At 55.7% G+C, this 17,461-nt stretch carries 13 protein-coding genes; 4 read left to right on the top strand and 9 right to left on the bottom strand.

Translation table 11 applies throughout. The features are described from left to right. Nucleotides 1-47 precede the first annotated feature (47 nt). Entirely contained in the window at nt 48-878 is an 831-nt protein-coding gene (locus NHM04_RS10300) for a hypothetical protein (RefSeq protein WP_254263710.1), read from the bottom strand. Between the two features lie 348 nt (nt 879-1,226). Between NHM04_RS10300 and NHM04_RS10305 the strand changes: the two genes are divergently transcribed. Continuing rightward, complete coding sequence (locus NHM04_RS10305) at nt 1,227-1,973, top strand: FKBP-type peptidyl-prolyl cis-trans isomerase (protein WP_254263711.1); 747 nt, start codon at nt 1,227-1,229, stop codon at nt 1,971-1,973. Between the two features lie 93 nt (nt 1,974-2,066). On the opposite strand, the gene NHM04_RS10310 is transcribed toward NHM04_RS10305, so the two are convergent. Together NHM04_RS10310 and rsd are read right to left on the bottom strand one after the other, a co-directional pair. Continuing rightward, nucleotides 2,067-3,005: a WD40 repeat domain-containing protein gene (locus NHM04_RS10310; RefSeq protein WP_254263712.1), complete on the bottom strand. Its 939-nt coding sequence runs from the start codon at nt 3,003-3,005 to the stop codon at nt 2,067-2,069. 121 nt (nt 3,006-3,126) lie between these two features. Next, nucleotides 3,127-3,591: a sigma D regulator gene (rsd, locus tag NHM04_RS10315; RefSeq protein WP_254263713.1), complete on the bottom strand. Its 465-nt coding sequence runs from the start codon at nt 3,589-3,591 to the stop codon at nt 3,127-3,129. Nucleotides 3,592-3,737: 146 nt separating this feature from the next. Between rsd and fliL the strand changes: the two genes are divergently transcribed. Next, nucleotides 3,738-4,142, top strand: coding sequence for a flagellar basal body-associated protein FliL (gene fliL / locus NHM04_RS10320; RefSeq protein ID WP_254263714.1), 405 nt, complete (start codon nt 3,738-3,740; stop codon nt 4,140-4,142). Here the strand turns inward: fliL and gshA are convergent. The 3 genes from gshA to NHM04_RS10335 form a co-directional block, all read right to left on the bottom strand. Then, nucleotides 4,126-5,751, bottom strand: coding sequence for a glutamate--cysteine ligase (gene gshA, locus NHM04_RS10325; protein WP_254263715.1), 1,626 nt, complete (start codon nt 5,749-5,751; stop codon nt 4,126-4,128). The genes fliL and gshA overlap by 17 nt on opposite strands. A gap of 14 nt (nt 5,752-5,765) precedes the next feature. Then, entirely contained in the window at nt 5,766-6,092 is a 327-nt protein-coding gene (locus tag NHM04_RS10330; protein ID WP_254263716.1) for a hypothetical protein, read from the bottom strand. A gap of 149 nt (nt 6,093-6,241) precedes the next feature. Beyond that, entirely contained in the window at nt 6,242-6,793 is a 552-nt protein-coding gene (locus NHM04_RS10335) for a DinB family protein (protein ID WP_254263717.1), read from the bottom strand. A 99-nt stretch (nt 6,794-6,892) separates the two neighbouring features. Here NHM04_RS10335 and uvrD point away from each other — a divergent pair, with 99 nt between their 5' ends. Both uvrD and NHM04_RS10345 read left to right on the top strand, forming a co-directional pair. Beyond that, complete coding sequence (gene uvrD / locus NHM04_RS10340) at nt 6,893-9,091, top strand: DNA helicase II (RefSeq protein WP_254263718.1); 2,199 nt, start codon at nt 6,893-6,895, stop codon at nt 9,089-9,091. Between the two features lie 89 nt (nt 9,092-9,180). Then, on the top strand, nt 9,181-10,323 hold the full coding sequence (locus tag NHM04_RS10345; RefSeq protein ID WP_254263719.1) for a TRAP transporter substrate-binding protein: 1,143 nt from the start codon (nt 9,181-9,183) through the stop codon (nt 10,321-10,323). A 100-nt stretch (nt 10,324-10,423) separates the two neighbouring features. Here the strand turns inward: NHM04_RS10345 and katG are convergent, their stop codons facing one another. The 3 genes from katG to NHM04_RS10360 form a co-directional block, all read right to left on the bottom strand. Then, nucleotides 10,424-12,640 carry a catalase/peroxidase HPI gene (katG, locus tag NHM04_RS10350; protein ID WP_305881940.1) on the bottom strand — a complete coding sequence of 739 codons (2,217 nt, stop codon included), beginning with the start codon at nt 12,638-12,640 and terminating at the stop codon, nt 10,424-10,426. Nucleotides 12,641-12,952: 312 nt separating this feature from the next. After that, entirely contained in the window at nt 12,953-14,065 is a 1,113-nt protein-coding gene (locus NHM04_RS10355) for a glycoside hydrolase family protein (protein ID WP_254263720.1), read from the bottom strand. A 389-nt stretch (nt 14,066-14,454) separates the two neighbouring features. Beyond that, nucleotides 14,455-17,355, bottom strand: a complete 2,901-nt coding sequence (locus NHM04_RS10360; RefSeq protein WP_254263721.1) for an NAD-glutamate dehydrogenase domain-containing protein — start codon at nt 17,353-17,355, stop codon at nt 14,455-14,457. Nucleotides 17,356-17,461: the final 106 nt, after the last annotated feature.

A 17,461-nucleotide genomic window follows, 5' to 3' on the forward strand; every position in this document is an offset into this window, starting at 1 on the left:
GCCCCGCGATCTAGGGCGGGGCTTTTTCTACAACAAGTAAAACCTGCTCAACGATTAAAGTCGTCGTCAAACAAACTGCCGGTTTTGGGGGCAGCGGGCGCATCGGGCACAGGTTCGGGTTTTAACTTGCCCTCTTCTACCGGCTCAATCACATGGGTGCCCATATGGCTAGGTAGTGGTTGCGGGCTTAAATCCTCTTTGGGCGGCGCGGGCATTTCACTGGCCGGCGCTGCGGCCTCGGGCGCGGGAGCTGGCTGCGCCGCAGGTGCGCTTGCTTTAGCCTTAGCGGGTGCTTTTTTTGCCGCTGTTTTTTTCACCGCCGCTTTTTTAGCAGTGGCTTTTTTGGCCGTAGGCTTTTTCGCTGTGGCTGTCTTGCTCGCTGGCTTAGCGGCTGGCTTTTTCTCCTCCACCGCAGCCTCTTTTGAGGCGGTTTTTCGCCCACTGCCAGTAGCTTTTGCCGGACTCTTTTTCGCCTTGCGCTTAGCGCCAGCCGCGGCCTTTTTAAGCTTGGCTTTTAACTCGCGCTCGGCTTTTGCCTCGGCGCGGGCCAACTCTTGAGCGTGCTTTTGCTGCATACGAGCCTGCGCCAGAACTTGTTTGGCAGTATCAAGCGACTCGCGCAGCGCGGTAACTTCACTGTCTTGGGCTTGCAAAGCCGCTACCGCTTTTTCCAGGCGCTTTTGTGCCGCTGCCGTTTTACCGGCTTTAGCCGCCGCCTGTTTGCGGGCGCGCAAGGTTGCCTGTTTCTTTTTCGCTGTAGCGAGCTTTTTGGTCGCGGCACTTACATCCTTTGCCGCGCTGTTCACTTGCGCTTTGCGCTCTTTATCCAGCTTGGCTTTGACCGCGGCAATGTCCTTTTCCAATTGCACCACGGACAAGACTGATTTCCTCTTGGCAGCCATAGTAAAACCCTTTGTGAGCAAATTTTGGTAATCGAAGGGGGAACTTTCTGGGTTTATTGTAGACGTATCCCATTCAAATGTGTACGCCACAAGCTTAATTGTTGCTGCGCGCTTGAAAATTTCTCCAGCGCCCACACCCTCTGAGTTTATGGCATTAAATGCCGGCCGCATTTGCGGCAGTTCGCATTGTGCACAGGAATACGCACACAGACATCTGCATAGGTTACTATGTGTGCCCTTGGGGCCATCGGGACATCCGGCGGACTAATTCATCACCGCCAGTGGTGGCGGTGGACTAATACACTAAAAAGACGGGTTAAGACCATGAACAAGCGTTTACTGATGACCGGTATGCTCTGCTCGGCCGCTATTCTGGCCGGCTGTAACCAGGGCGAAAGCGAACAACCAGCCAAGGAAGTGCAGCTGGAAACCCTGGACCAAAAAGTTAACTACGCCATCGCCCTGAATATGGCCAACAACTTCAAACAACGCGAAGTTCCCATCGAGGTAGAGGCCTTCACCCAAGCGCTTAAAGATGTTCGCGACGGTACCGAACCGCGCCTGAGTGAAGAGCAAATTCAGGAAACCATGCAAACCTTCCAGGAAAAGCAAATGGAACTGCAACAGCAGCGCCAGAAAGAAATTGCCGACCAGAACAAAGCCGACGGCGAGAAGTTCCTGTCTGACAACGCCGCCAAAGAAGGCGTGGAAATCACTGAGTCCGGTCTGCAGTACAAGGTTCTGGAAGAGGGCGATGGCATCAAACCTGCGGCCACCGATACGGTAACCGTTCACTACGAAGGCACCTTGATTGACGGCACCGTATTCGACAGCTCTTACGAGCGCGGCAGCCCGGCCACCTTTGGCCTTAACCAAGTGATTCCGGGCTGGACCGAAGGTCTGCAGCTGATGGAAACCGGCGCTAAGTACGAGCTGTACATTCCTTCTGACCTGGCCTACGGCCCCGGCGGCAACCACGGCATCCCTCCCAATGCCACCCTGATTTTCCAGGTTGAGCTGTTAGAAGTGGAAAAAGCCGAAGAGCCAGAAGCTGAAGAAGCGGCTGAGTAATTTAAGCACGCCGTAAAAAAGCCCCGCTTGTTAACTCAAGCGGGGCTTTTTATTGTGCGATGTTTAATCGCAATTAGCGTCAGACGTCTAGCTTTAGTAACTCAACGTATAAATAAACCCGTTACCGCTCATCGCCCGGTACTCGTCCGGGTCGGCGGTAAAACTGACATCTAACACCGGCGAGGCACTGGGCTGCCAGGCTTTGCGCTCGGGTAACTGCCAGGCGTAAATCTCGCTCTGCCCATCTATGTCCCACAACTGCACAAAACCGTCCGGGCGGCCAGTGAGTAAATAGCGCCCATCCGCAGAGAAGCGCGCGGCGGTGATGTTTAAACCGCGTTTAACCCGCTCGCGATTAAACGGCAACTGCCAAAGACTCTGATTATCAGCGGTGCTGAATACCTCTATCTGATCGTACTTAGCCGCTGCCAGCGCGCGGGCACCGTCTGCACTTACGCCCACCTCTTGCACCGGCTCACTGTATTGACGTTGCTGACGCAGCTCGCCGCTGTTGGCATCCCATACCTTTACCTGGCCATCTTCGCTGCCGGTGACCATGACCGCTAAGTCGTCGCTGACAGCGACTGAATTAACCCTGTCGCTGTGAGCAAACTGGCGCAGTATGCCGCCGCGGCGCAGGTCGTAAACCAGCGCCCGGCCATCGGCCAGCCCCAGCAAGGCGACATTGCCATGCCGCCCCAGAGCCACGGCCAACGCCTCGGCGGGCAGGCGCCAGTAGCCGGCACTTTGACCGCTTTGTGTGTTCCACAACACCAGCGACAGCTCATCCAGTGTGACGGCCCAACCGCCATCGGGCGATACCGCGCTGCGCTGAATCAGAGTGGCCTCGCCATTGGTATGGTTCCAGTTATACAGCCGCTCACCCGGCGCCAGACTCCAGTAACTACCGCCGTGATAAGCCGAGCCAACCACCGCGTTGTCTCCGCCGCGCGCCAAAGCACCGCTCTGTATATTGCGCGCCGCCACTTCCAGTTGAGCGCTGGGCGCTGGCGCGGGGGTACAGGCCGTCAAGAGTTGACTTGATAAGAGAAAAATCAGAAATAGCGAAGGGATTTTGCGCATGGGCTGCCGGTTATTCAGATTCACACGGCAAGTGTAGCACCCGCCCGAACGCGGGTGCGGCAATCTCAGGTTATTCTTCCACCAGATCTTTATGCGCGCTGTGCAGTACCGCAATCATGCGGTCTTCAGCGGCAAAGCGAGCCTCCAGGGTTTCCCCCAGATTGGAGAGGTCAACATTCAGGCTGGAGAGATCGTCGGTTTCCAGATACTTATCGTTAAAATCGAGGATATTTTCAGTGGTCGCATCCACCACTTTAAAATGCTCTGCGCCCTCTTGCAGCGCTTTCTCATCGCCAAAGTCCTGGCCCTCTTTGATCAGCTGGTCATAGACCTCGAAGTGTCCGGCAGAGACGTAATCCACCATAATCTGACACAGAGTACGCAGCTTCTCGCCGCGGGCTTCGTCTGGCTTGTCCTGGTTGTTGGACAGGGAGCAGTAACGCACCAGCATTTCCTGACGCTCGGCCAGCCAGCGATCAATAATTTGGCTCACACCGCCCCAGCGTTCTTTGGCGTCCTGACAGTTCTCCAGCATGGTTATCCTCTATACATATAGTGTCGCCAACAAGGCCGGCTATAGTAACACGGGCATTGCATTTAGTAATCCTTGCGCCGGCCGATAACTTGTTTCCCCAATGGCTTGTGACTATGCTGGCTGCGGATTAGTAAAGGTGGTAGGAAATGCTGAAAAAACTCTCTGTGCTACTGGGGCTGACTCTACTCAGCCTGGTGGCGCTAGCGCAGGAAAAAGAAGAAGTGGTAGAGGGGTCTATTTACATCCCCATGCAACCGCCATTTGTGGTGAATTACGGTGGCGAGGGGCGCTTAAAGTACCTGAAAACCGAACTCACCTTAAGGGTGAATGACGTGCACACAGCCGCCGCGGTGCGCCATCATATGCCGCTGTTGCGCAATGCCATGGTGATGCTGTTTTCACGCCAGAGCGAGGAGTCCATCACCACCCAGGAGGGCGTAGCCCTGCTGCGCGAAACCGCTAAAGAGGAAATAATCGCCCTGCTGGAAGCCGAGCAGGGCGCCGCTGATGTGCTCGAGGTGTATTTCAACAATCTTATTGTGCAGAAGTGATCGGCTCGGGCGGCGCAGAGGCGCAGCCACAGTCGCTGTACTGACGGTAGTATGCGGCCAGATAATCCGCAAAACTCACCTCATCCGAACGCTCCACCGACCTTTGCCGGGCGCTGGAATCTTTTGCCAGCTCGCTGAAATAAGCCTGTCGCTCTTGCGCCAAAGGACGGGTGGCAAAGTAATCCCGGTGGCGATTGGCCATTTCCAGTGTGTGAGCATAATAAGTTTGCCCCTTATCCCGCAGTGCCTGTAACACCTCCTGCGCCGGCGTGGCCTGTTCGCCAGCCAGTTTGCGCTCCTGGGCAGCGAAAGCGCGACCATAGTCGTCGATACCCCAGGCGCCATCAAGCAACTGGGCGCAGGCTTCGATACCGCGTTGCAGCTCGCCAGCCCACTGGCGGGCACTGACCTCGCCGTCACCATTGCGCAGTGTCAGCTGAGGGTCCAGGCCGCGGTATACCACGCGTTTTTGATTCTCTTGCAGATTGGCGTATTCGGCATCCGTGGTCTGGGGGCTGTCTTGCAGCAGGCAGAACAGCAAGAAGGCATCCAGATAATGCAGTTGATCGCTGGACACGCCCAAAGGCTCAAACGGGTTTAAATCCACGCAGCGCACTTCTACATACTCAACTCCGCGCAAGCGCAGCGCTTGCAGCGCCGTTTCACCCGAGGCGGTGGTGCGTTTGGGGCGAATGGTGCTGTAAAACTCGTTTTCAATTTGCAGCAAGCTGGTATTGAGCTGGCGGTAGTGGCCCTCGGCATCGGTAACGCCTATGGCCTGATAATCCGGATGCGGCTGGGTGATGGCACCACAGAGGGTTTTTAGATAGTTATCCAGGTTGTTGTAACAGACAATCAGCGAATTCTGCGCATCACTCTGGTAGCCCAAATCGCCCATGCGCAATGAGGTGGCAAAGGGCGCATGCAGGGTGTTGGCGTCGCTGCCAAAAGGCTTGAGGCTGTGTTCGCGACCACGTACAAAACTTTTACACACCGCTGGCGCGGCACCGAACAACATCAATAGCAACCAGAAATAACGACGAAAGTTGCGAATCAGGGCAAAGTATTTGTCGGTTTTAAAATCCTGCAGCGTCTGGGTATTGCCCTCTTGCCGGGCCAGTTCGCGCCAGAAATCATCCGGCAAGGAGAAGTTGTAGTGTACCCCGGCGATGGTCTGCATCGCCCGGCCATAGCGATGGCCAAGCCCCAAACGGTAGACGGTTTTCATGGTGCCGCTGTTAGAGGTGCCATAGCGAGCCACCGGAATAGAATTATCGCCGGCCAGCACACAGGGCATGCTGCCGGGCCACAGTAGTTCATCACCCAGCTGGCTGTAGGTGTAGCGGTGAATATCATCCAGTTGCGCCAGAACATCACTGATGCGGGTGGCGGGCTCGGTAATAAACTCCAGCAGGGCTTCCGAGTAATCGGTGGTGATGTGCGGGTGAGTCAACGCCGAGCCCAGCCCCGCTGGGTGATCGGCGTGGGATAAGCGGCCCTCGGGGCTCACTCTCAGGCTCTCTTTTTCAATGCCGCGCAGAATTCCACGCAATGTAGGTGTTGCAGCGGGGGCGGCCAAAGCCGCCAACTGCGCGTCGAGCTGTGACAAGGGGCAATCCTCGGTTAGTGAGCGGCCTCGGAGGTCGGCGTAGCATCGGCGGCGGGGGTCGCAGCGCTGTCCAATTCCAGTGGCTGGGTTTCTTTTTCCTTGGGCAAAGGCGGCGGCAGGATGTCCGGATCAATAGCGGGCTGACCGCGCTCGTTTAGCGCACAAGCGACCAGTTTAACTCGCTGGCTGTAGTCCTTAGCGTTGACTTCAAACTTCTCGTTAACCGCTTCATCTTTGTGGGGCGAGCGGTACAGAGCGGCCGGATCGCGGCCGTCGAGCCAGGTGCGCTGCTTGCCCAGAAACAGCTTGTCCTGATTTTGGATAATATAAACCTCAGACATAAATAACCATACTTGTCTGTAACAGAAAAACTCTGCGCATAATGGGGCCTAATCAGTCAGAGTCAAGTGTGAAGGCTCGAGGCATCATTATCAATGCAGACAACTGCATACTGACCGCTTGTTTTTACCGCCACTGCTGGGCAATGCCCTCAGCCAGCATTGCCATCCAGCCGGGGAATATCCAGCAGAAAGTCTGTTACCCCGATATCCACACCGCGCTGCGCCAGCAGTGTGCTCACCTGACCGCGGTGATGGGTTTGATGGTTAAAAAAGTGCATTACCAGCTCGCCGAAATCGCGCCGTGTAGCTTCACCTTGCACATTGCAGTAGGCGAGCGGCTGAGCCAGATCGGGCGCGGCCAGTTCATCGCTCGCCCAGCGAACAATAGCCTCATCCACCAGTGCGCGGGCTGCGGCCAGGGCGCCAAAGCGCGGGTAAAGCAGCTGGTCCAAAGCCTGGGGGCAGGGCAACTCCGCCAGCGCCTGCAGGCTGCTATAGGCCTCTTTATGAGTCGCAAAGCGCGCAAGCCAGATTAAATCACCCACTAAAATATGATTGAGTGTGCCGAAAATAGAACCAAAATACGCCCCGGCGGGCTCGCTCAACAGGGTTTCCTCCAGCTGCGCGGCAGCGGCATAAACCTGGCGGTTCATGCGGCGGTTATAGCTGGCTAATAATTGCGTGTGGCTCAGTACATCCATTGTCAGGTTTCTCACTGCTGGGGTTTTACTGGGTAAATTTACAGTAAAATGCTATGCTTGCTCACCCGTTTATAACACACCAAATCGAAAGTTAACCTAATGTCTGTAGCAGAACTGACCGCCAGTCTTAACACCGCCCAAAGTGAAGCCGTTACCGCCGAACCCGGCAATCAATTGATTCTGGCCGGCGCCGGCAGTGGTAAAACCCGGGTACTGGTGCACCGTATCGCCTGGCTGGTGCAGACTCAGGGTATCTCCCCCTACAGCATTCTCGCGGTTACCTTTACCAACAAAGCCGCCAAAGAAATGCGCGCGCGGCTGGATGAGCTGTTTCGCGACGCGGGCACGCCCATCAATACCCGCAGCATGTGGGTGGGGACTTTTCACGGCCTGGCCCATCGCCTGTTAAAAGCCCACTGGAAAGACGCCAATCTGCCGCAGAACTTTCAGATTCTCGACAGCGACGATCAGCTGCGGCTGATCAAGCGTGTGTACCAAAACCTGGGGTTGGACGCCGAGCGCTGGCCGCCGCGCCAGGCCCAGTGGTTTATTAACGGGCAAAAAGACGAAGGCCTGCGCGCCAAACATATTCAGGACAGTGCCGACCCCTTTATTCGCACCATGGCGCAGGTGTACCGTGCCTACGAGGCCGACTGCAAGCGCGGCGGCCTGGTGGACTTTGCCGAGTTACTGCTGCGCGCCCACGAGCTGTGGCTCAACAAGCCGGCCATTCTGTCTCACTACCAGGGCCGCTTCCCGTTTATTTTGGTGGACGAATTCCAGGATACCAACTCGGTGCAATACGCTTGGCTGCGAGTGCTGGCCGGCGAAGCGTGTTTTGTTACCGCCGTGGGCGATGACGATCAATCCATTTACGGCTGGCGCGGCGCCAAGGTTGAAAACATTCGCCGTTTTGAAGAGGACTACCCGCAAACCCACGTGGTGCGGCTGGAGCAAAATTATCGCTCCACCGGGCATATTCTGAAGGCCGCTAATGCAGTCATCGCCAACAACTTTGGTCGCCTGGGCAAAGAATTGTGGACGGACGGCGACGACGGCGCGCCCATTTCACTCTACGCCGCCTTTAACGAGCAAGACGAAGCGCGCTTTATTGTAGAGCGCATTAACGACTGGATTGCCAAGGGCAACGCTAAAAGTAGCTGCGCGATTTTATATCGCTCCAACGCCCAGTCGCGGGTGCTCGAAGAAGCGCTGCTGCGCGAAAGCATCGCCTACCGCATTTACGGCGGCCAGCGATTTTACGACCGCTTAGAAATTAAAAACGCCCTGGCCTATATGCGCCTGGCGGCCAATTGCGATGACGATCCGGCGTTTGAACGTGTCATCAACACGCCCACCCGGGGCATTGGCGGTAAAACCGTGGACGATATTCGCGCTTTCGCCCGCGAACACGGTTGCTCATTGTGGCAGGCGGCGCGGCAAATGGTGGATAACAAAGTATTCACCGCCCGCGCGGGCAATGCCGTACTGGGATTTATTTCTCTGGTGGAAAGCTTGACCGAAAAAAGCACTGAACTGGCACTGGATTTACTGGCCGAGTCGGTGCTGGAAACCACCGGCCTGTTCGAATTTCACAAAAACGAAAAAGGTGAAAAGGGCCAGGCCCGCGCCGAAAACCTGGAAGAACTGGTGACCGCCTGCCGCGTGTTTAACGCTGAAGACGAAGACGAGCCGGTGCTGCAACAATTTTTGGATACCGCCGCGCTGGATGCCGGCGACGCCCAGGCCGACGAGTTTGAAGACGCGGTACAACTGATGACCCTGCACTCCGCCAAGGGCCTGGAATTTCCGCTGGTGTTTATGGCGGGCGTAGAGGAAAACCTCTTCCCCCATAAAATGTCCATTGAAGATCCGGATCGCCTGGAAGAAGAGCGCCGCCTCGCTTACGTAGGCATTACCCGCGCGATGGAAAAACTGTATATCTGCTACGCCGAAACAAGGCGCCTGCACGGCGGCGAAACCTTTAACGCGGTATCGCGCTTTGTTAAAGAAATACCCGATGAACACTTAGAAGAAGTGCGCATCAACAGCACCATCACCCGCCCCGCGCGCTTGCAAGCAGGCGCAAAGCGCGCCAGCAAAAATCAGCCGCGCCTGTCAGACTCGGGGGCCGACACTGGCTTTCAGTTGGGGCAGCGGGTTATGCACAAGAAATTCGGCGAGGGCATTATTGTTCACTTTGAAGGCTCCGGCGCCAGCACCCGAGTGCAGATTAATTTTGATACTGAAGGCACCAAGTGGTTGGTAATGCAGTATGCGAAGTTAGAAGCGGTTTAATTTTCGCGTCAGACGTCCAACGTCTGACGCAATTTCAACACAGCTCATGCTATCCTTTTCCCCTTCAACCAAAACAATAAAGCAACACCATGACTCAGTCTCGCTCATTTAACTTTGCCCCCATTATCATTCTCGCCCTTGTGGCGCTTTGCGTAGCTTTGTTTGCGGCCCTGGTGATGAGTAAAACTCAACAGTTTGGCAGCACTCAAAACGAAGGCACCGCACAGCAGCAGCAAAGCTTTCGCTGGCGCATGGTGACTACCTGGCCAAAGAACTTTCCGGGCCTTGGTACTACCGCCGAAAAGTTTGCCCGCATGGTGAATGAAATGAGCGGCGGACGCTTAACCATTCACGTGCACGGCGCCGGAGAAATCGTGCCCGCCATGGGCGTGTTTGATGCCGTCTCTTCCGGCAGTGTTGAAATGGGCCACGGTGGCGCCTACTACTGGCGCGGCAAATCGCCCGCCACGCAATTTTTTACCACCGTGCCTTTTGGCATGAACGCGCAGGAAATGAACGGCTGGTTACATCACGGCGGCGGCCTGGAACTGTGGCGTGAGGTTTACGAGCCGTTCAATATTATTCCCTTTGCCGGCGGCAACACCGGCATTCAAATGGCCGGCTGGTTTAATAAAGAAATTAATTCACTGGCCGATTTAAAAGGCCTGAAAATGCGCATACCCGGCCTGGCCGGTGAGGTGTTTAACCGCGCCGGTGGCACCAGCGTTAATATTCCCGGCGGCGAGCTTTACACCGCCTTGCAAACCGGTGTGATTGACGCCGCCGAATGGGTGGGCCCGGCCAATGATTTAGCCTTTGGTTTTCACGAAGTTGCGCGCTATTACTACTACCCTGGCTGGCACGAGCCGGGCAGCACTTTGGAAATTTTGGTCAACAAACCCGCGTTCGAAAAATTACCGGCGGATTTACAGGCCATAGTCACCTACGCCGCCCGCGCTGCCAATCAGGATATGCTGGACCAGTACACCGCCACCAATAACGCGGCGTTAAACACCCTGGTGAACGAACACGGTGTGCAACTGCGCCGTCTGCCGGACGAAGTACTGCACGAACTGCACGCCATGACCGAGCAGGTGTTTATCGAACAGGCGCAGCAAAACGACATGTTTGCCAAAGTCTGGCAGTCGTACAAAGACTTTAAACAAAAATCCGGCGACTGGCATAAAGTCTCGGAAGAGGCGTATTACCAAGTCAGAGAAAGCAGCAAATAATTTTCTCACCCAATAGATGCAAAAAAGCCCGGGTAAAACCCGGGCAAAGCCATTAGAAAGGGAATTAAAAACGCAGGGGCGAACCCCTGCCAAAGGACAATTACTTCAGATCAAACCGGTCGGCCGTCATCACTTTGCTCCAGGCGCTGACAAAGTCCTGCACAAATTTCTCGTCGCTGTCGTCTTGCGAGTAAAACTCGGCAATAGCGCGCAGCTCGGAGTTGGAGCCAAAGATCAAATCCACCGGGGTGGCGGTCCACTTCACCTTGCCCGTGTCGCGATCCAACCCCTGGAAAATACCGGCCTGGTCATCGGACTTTTGCCACACGGTGGACATGTCCACCAGGTTGACGAAAAAGTCGTTGCTGAGCGCGCCCGGCTGATCGGTAAACACACCGTGCTGGCTGCCATCGGCGTTGGCTTGCAGTACGCGCATACCACCCACCAGTGCGGTCATTTCCGGCACGCTTAAATCCAACAGCGCAGCGCGCTCTACCAGTGCTTCGGCCGGGTTACGGTCGTAGCCTTTGGCGTGGTAGTTACGGAAGCCGTCAGACTTAGGCTCCAGCCAGGCAAAGGTGTCGACGTCGGTCATATCCTGGCTGGCATCGGTACGGCCGGGGTAGAAAGGCACCTCGATGTCGTAGCCGGCTTTACTCGCCGCCTGCTCAATGGCCACGGCGCCGCCCAGAACGATGACATCGGCCAGTGATACCTGGGTTTTACCGGCTTTGTCGTTGAACCTGCTCTGCACGTCTTGCAACACACTCAGCACGCGCTGCAGCTCTTGGGGCTGGTTGACCGCCCAGTCTTTTTGCGGTGCCAGGCGAATGCGTGCGCCATTGGCGCCGCCGCGCATATCGGTCTCGCGGTAGGAGGCGGCCGATGCCCAGGCGGTTTTCACCAGGTCGCTGGTGCTGAGGTCAGTATCCAAAATGGCTTTTTTGAGCTTTTTAATATCGCGCTCGCCAATTTGCTGGTAGTCCGCCTCCGGGACTGGGTCTTGCCAAACGAAAGTTTGCTCGGGAACCAGATCGCCAATGTAACGCGAGGTGGGGCCCATATCGCGGTGGGTCAGTTTGAACCAGGCGCGGGCGTAGGCGCGGGTAAACTCCTCTGGGTCGTTCAACCACTTTTGCGTAATTTCGCGATAGGCCGGGTCAACTTTTAAGGCCAAGTCAGTGGTCATCATTATGGGAGCGTGGCGCTTGGTGGCGTCGTGGGCATCGGGCACCATGTTGGCAGCCGCGCCGTCTTTAGGCACCCACTGTTTGGCGCCGGCCGGGCTGGCGCTCAGCTCCCACTCAAAGCCGTACAGGTTTTGCAAAAAGTTGTGGGTCCACTGCGCCGGGCTGATGGTCCAGGCGCCTTCTAGGCCACTGGTGACGGTATCTTCAGCGTTGCCTTTACCGCATTTGTTTTTCCACCCTAAGCCTTGATCTTCCAGGCTGGCGGCTTCCGGGTCGGCGCCGACACAGTCGGAGGGCTTGTGCGCACCGTGGGCTTTACCAAAGGTGTGGCCACCGGCAATCAGGGCGACGGTTTCTTCATCGTTCATGCCCATGCGGCCAAAGGCCTGGCGAATATCGTGGGCGGCCGCCTGGGGGTCCGGGTTGCCGTGGGGGCCTTCAGGGTTGACGTAAATCAGGCCCATTTCGGTAGCGCCAAAGGGCTTGTCCAGCTTGCGATCACCGCTGTGGCGCTTGTCGGTTAGCCATTCGCCCTCGGGGCCCCAGTTAACTTCTTCGGGTTCCCACTCGTCATCGCGGCCAAAGGCAAAACCGATGATGGGAAAGCCCATATCTTCCATACCAATGGTGCCGGCCAGGACCAGCAGATCGGCCCACGACAAGTTATTGCCGTACTTTTGCTTAATCGGCTGCAGCAGGCGGCGGGCTTTATCCAGGCTGGCGTTATCGGGCCAGCTGTTGAGCGGGGCAAAGCGCTGCATACCACCGTCGGCGCCACCGCGGCCGTCCACCATGCGGTAGGTACCGGCGGCGTGCCACGACATACGAATAAAGAAGGGGCCATAGTGGCCGTAGTCGGCGGGCCACCAGTCTTGCGAGGTGGTCATCAGCTCTTTCAAATCTTTTTTCAGCGCCTCTACATCCAGATCTTTTAGCGCTTGCTGGTAGTCAAAATTCTCGGGGCGCGGGTCGGCCGAGGCGGATGAGTCGCGCAGCGGCTCCAGGCTCAGACGGTTGGGCCACCAGTAATCGTTGTTGGGGGTATTGCCTGTGTTGGCTTGGGCGGTAGCGCCCATAGCGCACAGTACGGCGATTGAGAGAAGCCTTTTCGGCATTGAGGGTGTCATTGTCGCTGTCCTCTTTCCAGTGGTTTGCGGTAAACAGGAGCGATAACAAGAGGGTGTATCCGTAATTGGCTAGCAGGGTTACTTGTTATCGGCGACAACTTTAGATGCACTTTATCGGTGCAACCAATTTCATTTATTGAAGTGCTCGATAGGTATTTTTAATGGCGGTCTTTTAACTGATCATCTATACAAATATCTTATGGAGGAAAATTGCCGATATTAAGCCAAAAGCACCAAAATAATGCGTAAATCTCAGTCTATGGCAGGTGGGCGGGCAAGAGCACCGAAAGCCTGTGCCCGCTCCAGACCACTTTATGGCAGGGCCGCATCCAGCGCGCGATCAAAGCATTTGCCATCAAAAGGCACCACCAACACCTTGCTGCCGTGGGCGTCGTTGCCCATATCGTCCCACTTGTTCACATCCAGAGCCGAGAAAGTAAAGTGGGTGACATGGCCGTTTTCTACCAACACTCCAGGGCGTTCCAGCAGGCTCCAGGTGTTTTTACTGCCGTCGGTATATTCAAATCCCAGGCGTGGGTCGTAGGCGATGCCGGTATCCACCCAGTTATCGATGCCGTTGCGCGAGACCAAATGACGCGCCTTGCGAATGTCCCACCAGTTAAGGGTAATGTGATACAGGCCGCCGCTGTACCAGACAATCGGGTCTTCGGCCTTGCTGTTATCGTAGCCTTCAATTGTGGGCCAAATGCTGGGCCCCTGAGCAACGTAAGGCCCCATAATATCGTCGCTCAGCATCACGATACCCGGGCGCGATACCAGCATAAAGGTATCGTCGGGGCGCACGATAATGCTCACATTAGCTCCGGCATGCTCCAGGCTTTGGCCATTGGCCTCCATGGTTACGGTGCCCTGCAACTCAAACTCGCCGTCAATGGTATCGGAGATAAACACATCCCCGGCGCGCCCCGCATCACTGGCGACGACATAATAGCGGCCGTCGGGCAGTACGCCGCCGGTAATATTGTGGCCCAGACCATCGCGGTCTGAGAAAAACGGTTGTGGGTTTTGGTAGGGGCCTTTAGGCGAGTCGCCAATGGCATGTACGGCAATCGATTTAGACCAATCGTAATGCGTTAAATCACCCGACCAGCGGCTGGCAAATAAATGATACTTACCCTCGGGGCCCTTAATAATTTTGCCATCCCAGTAGTTCCATGCCGGCTGCGCCTGGGCACTTTCCAGGCCGTTATCAATATCGCGTGGCAGCACGCCTTCGGCGCCCCAGACCTTATCGCTTTGATTGCCCAGAGGCATCGGCTTAAAGTAATCCACCATGCGCAACGAGTCCTTCCCCTCGCAGGCACTCGGATTCCGATCGGTATGGTCAGAAACAGACGCTTGATGACTACAGGCACAAAGAAGGGCGCTGGCGACCAGCAACAGTGAGGGTTTGCTTAAGGGCATGGGCTTTTCCTTTTTCGTATTTATAATGGGCACTTCTATTAATCCAGAGTTGCCTCTGGCTTTCAGGGCTTTCCGAGATCAAGGCGGCTTTGCGACGTCGGGCTGGTTGCCCGCCGAGTAAAGCCAACACAGAGATCGGTAAGCCCTGAAAGCCCCGAAGGGCGCGGCCAAAACGCCCATCCGCTGTGTTGTTCTTCTTGCTAAGGGCTACGGCCATTAGCGGCGAAGAGCGCCGTGCGGAGTGAACGTTTTGGACTCGCGCAGAGACAATTCTGGATTAATAGAGGTGCCCTAAAGCCAAAGATACCCCAGTAGCTCGCCCCGCGCGATGCCCTAAAACGACGCACAGGACTCGCTTTACAATCCTTAATTCAGTCAGCCGTCGAAACTCAGCCCCACTTAAGCCCGGTGCCCGTGGCGCCGCGTTTTACCAGCTCTATCAGGGCGGACTTATCGGGCAGGTTCGAGTGCTCGATTTTTCGCACCCAATCGGCGGTGACTTCTTCCTGTTGCAAATAATGAATCAGGTGCTGTTCCAAACGCTCATGGGGCAGCGCTTGCAGGTGGCGTATTCCCTCGTGGTAAACGATACGACTGGCCAGCACTGAGGCCATGGCACGGGAAAAATAGCTGGCCGGTAGTTTGTCCAAAGCCGTGTCACCGGCTTTATGCAACAGCGACCGGGGAAAGAATTCCATTAACAGCGCCCGGCATACGCCATCGCGGGGCACCCTGCCGGAGTCTATTAGCCCCGCGATCACATTGGTTAGGGCGATGATTTCTTGCGAAAGCTGCATACTGAGTTGGGCGAGGCTGGAGTCCGGCTGAAAATAAAACTCGCGAAACAAAGTTTTTGCCTCTAACAGAGCCAGAGCGCGCAGTTTTTGTTTTACCTCTTCGACAAACGTTTTTTTTATTTGCAAAAAAGCCGCTTCATTTAACATCATGCCCGCGGCGATTTCGTAACTACTGCAAATAACCCCGCACTTATTGGCCGAGCTATCTTTGACGATAAACACCCCCTGCCGGGTTAGCCACTCGCGGGCCTTGGGGGTTAAAAACAGGTTGGCGCCTTCCACAATCAATTTGCTCGCAGGCTTGCCCTGGGCGTCAATAAACTGCGGCGCATTGGCTTCGTTAATGGTGCCGGGCCGCCCCCCGGCGGGCACAAACACGTCGGAGGACAGGCGACAGTGCAGCGTGTTCCTCGCCTCAATGCCGCCGGGCTCGTCAATGCCGAGCACCCGGCCCCGGGGGCCGAGCTTTTGCCTGTCGAAGTGGGCAATGGTCAGGCTTTGCTCAACCAAGCGTAACAGTTCGTCGCGCGCGAGGCCCTCGGGGTCTTCCGCGCAGCCGCTGCCGTCGGCAATGCCGGTAATCGCCGCCGTGTCGGGATAATCACGAAACAGAATGCGGATTAAATTGCCCGCTACATCACCATCGGGGCCGCCGGTCATGGTAACGGTGAAAGGCTGCGTTGCCGGATCAATGCCTATGTTTTCCAGCCCCACCTGCAAAAAGACATTCACCCCTTCACTGGTCACGCCATAGGCTTTGTGATTAATTCCGGCACCGGGTTTTGAGCTCATAAACGAGGCGGGCAGGGGGTAACCGCGTTGCCCGGCTCGCTGGATAATCCACTCGATTAATTGATCCGAGACATTTTCATCCGGGCCTAGAAAGAGAAGCTCGGGTGCGGGGTAATAATCGCATCGCCGCTCCTGGGTAAGGGGGTTGTCCAAAATCAAATCGAGCAAACTATCGACATACGATTTTCCGCAGCGCATGGTATTCGCCGAAGGTTTGACCAGAATGACGCCCTTAGAACCCCCTTCGGGTATGTCTTTGTTTTTAAGCTGTTGCGCGCTCGCCAGTTGGTAGGCCTCATCAAACAGGCGCTTTACTTCAATGCCATGCTGATCAATGGCCTGCGGCTGTACAATGCGCACGCCGCCACGGGCGACATCTTCAAAGCGCACATGGAAACCATCAAAGGCTTTGCCAAACACATAAAAAATACCAAAGGCCTGTTGCGGGCGCTGTTGCGACACCATCACCTCGGGGTTAACTTTAAAGGCCAGTGCATAGCGGCGCGGCGCGTAGAGGTTAGCTTTAAGTAAGTGCTGGGTCAGATTAAGCAGCGCGTTAAACAGTTGCGCGACACGGCTATCGGCTACCTGGTCGTTGATAGTGGCCGCAAGCTCGGTATGCAGGCGCGTAAAGTCGTGAGAACTTTTGCTATCAAACCGAACCAGTACAAGCCGTGCCAGGGCTTGGGCAATCCCGTCCTCGTTGAGCACATCGGTCAACATAGTGTGGCGGCTAAATTCCCCGCTTGTGGTGGCGCTCAACGCTTGATCGGCCAGGTGACACAGCCCCACCAAAACCTCGGCTTCTGACAGCGACCAGCCAGGGCGGGTAAAAGCGACCTGTAACACTTCTTTATCGAGGTAGGCGAGGCGATTAATCTCAGCGTTAAATTGCGACATCTGCCCGGCGTTAGGCTCGCTTATCAGCACTTCCAGCACCAGCAGGGTGCGCTGCTCTGGTGTGTTCAAATCAAAGTTTTCGACATAGCTTTCACGTATATCAATACCGTGCTTGCCACAAAAACGGGCAACCCGAGTAAATAAATTGGTGGAATCCACCTGGCCCGCGGCGTAGGCAATTTGGTAAGCAGAGCTTGCCCCGGCTGCGGGTGTCATTATGGATTCGCTATCCAGGGTGTTGCGCACCTTTTGCGCAAGCCGTGCATGCTCGCTCAGCTGCGCCAGCGAATAGCGAGCAAGGTAATTGTGATTGGCTGCACCGACAAAGTCGCGGAGGGTTTCGCGGGTGGCTTTGTCGTATTCAACGTTTGGGCTTTTTAACTCGGCCAGCAGTGTTTCGCGCCGCATCGAACTGGAGTGGCGGGTGGCCTGTTTCGCTTGGCCAAAATCGAAAACATCAATAACCAGCGAATTATCGTTAGCCGTATAAGCGCGAGCCTGCTGGATACTTTTGTGCGCTGGAATCTGCTGCAGAATATCGCCCAGCAAGCCCGGGTATCCGCCAAAGTGAATATAGGTTTGGCGACTGGCATCATGATTTTCCAACATAATGCGCTCTTGGCTGCCAGAGATGTTCGCCAATAATATCGCCGACAAATGCTGCAGAATTGTTTGTTCATCATTAGAGCTGAAATAACTGTTTGGCATGATGCCGAAGAAGTTGTCCAGCATGCTGTCTGTGGAATCTGTTACATACTGAATAAGACCCGACTTAAACGTTTCTTTAAGCTCGTTTGGCATGACCATTCCTTTGTTGGGTGAAAATCGCCTCTTGCTAAACTGTAACTAACGCACTGGTAAGCGCCATGAAAGTGCTTTGGCCAATAGCAATGCCCCGTTGCAGAGC

This window comes from Gilvimarinus sp. DA14 (assembly GCF_024204685.1).
In the GTDB taxonomy this organism is placed as follows: domain Bacteria; phylum Pseudomonadota; class Gammaproteobacteria; order Pseudomonadales; family Cellvibrionaceae; genus Gilvimarinus.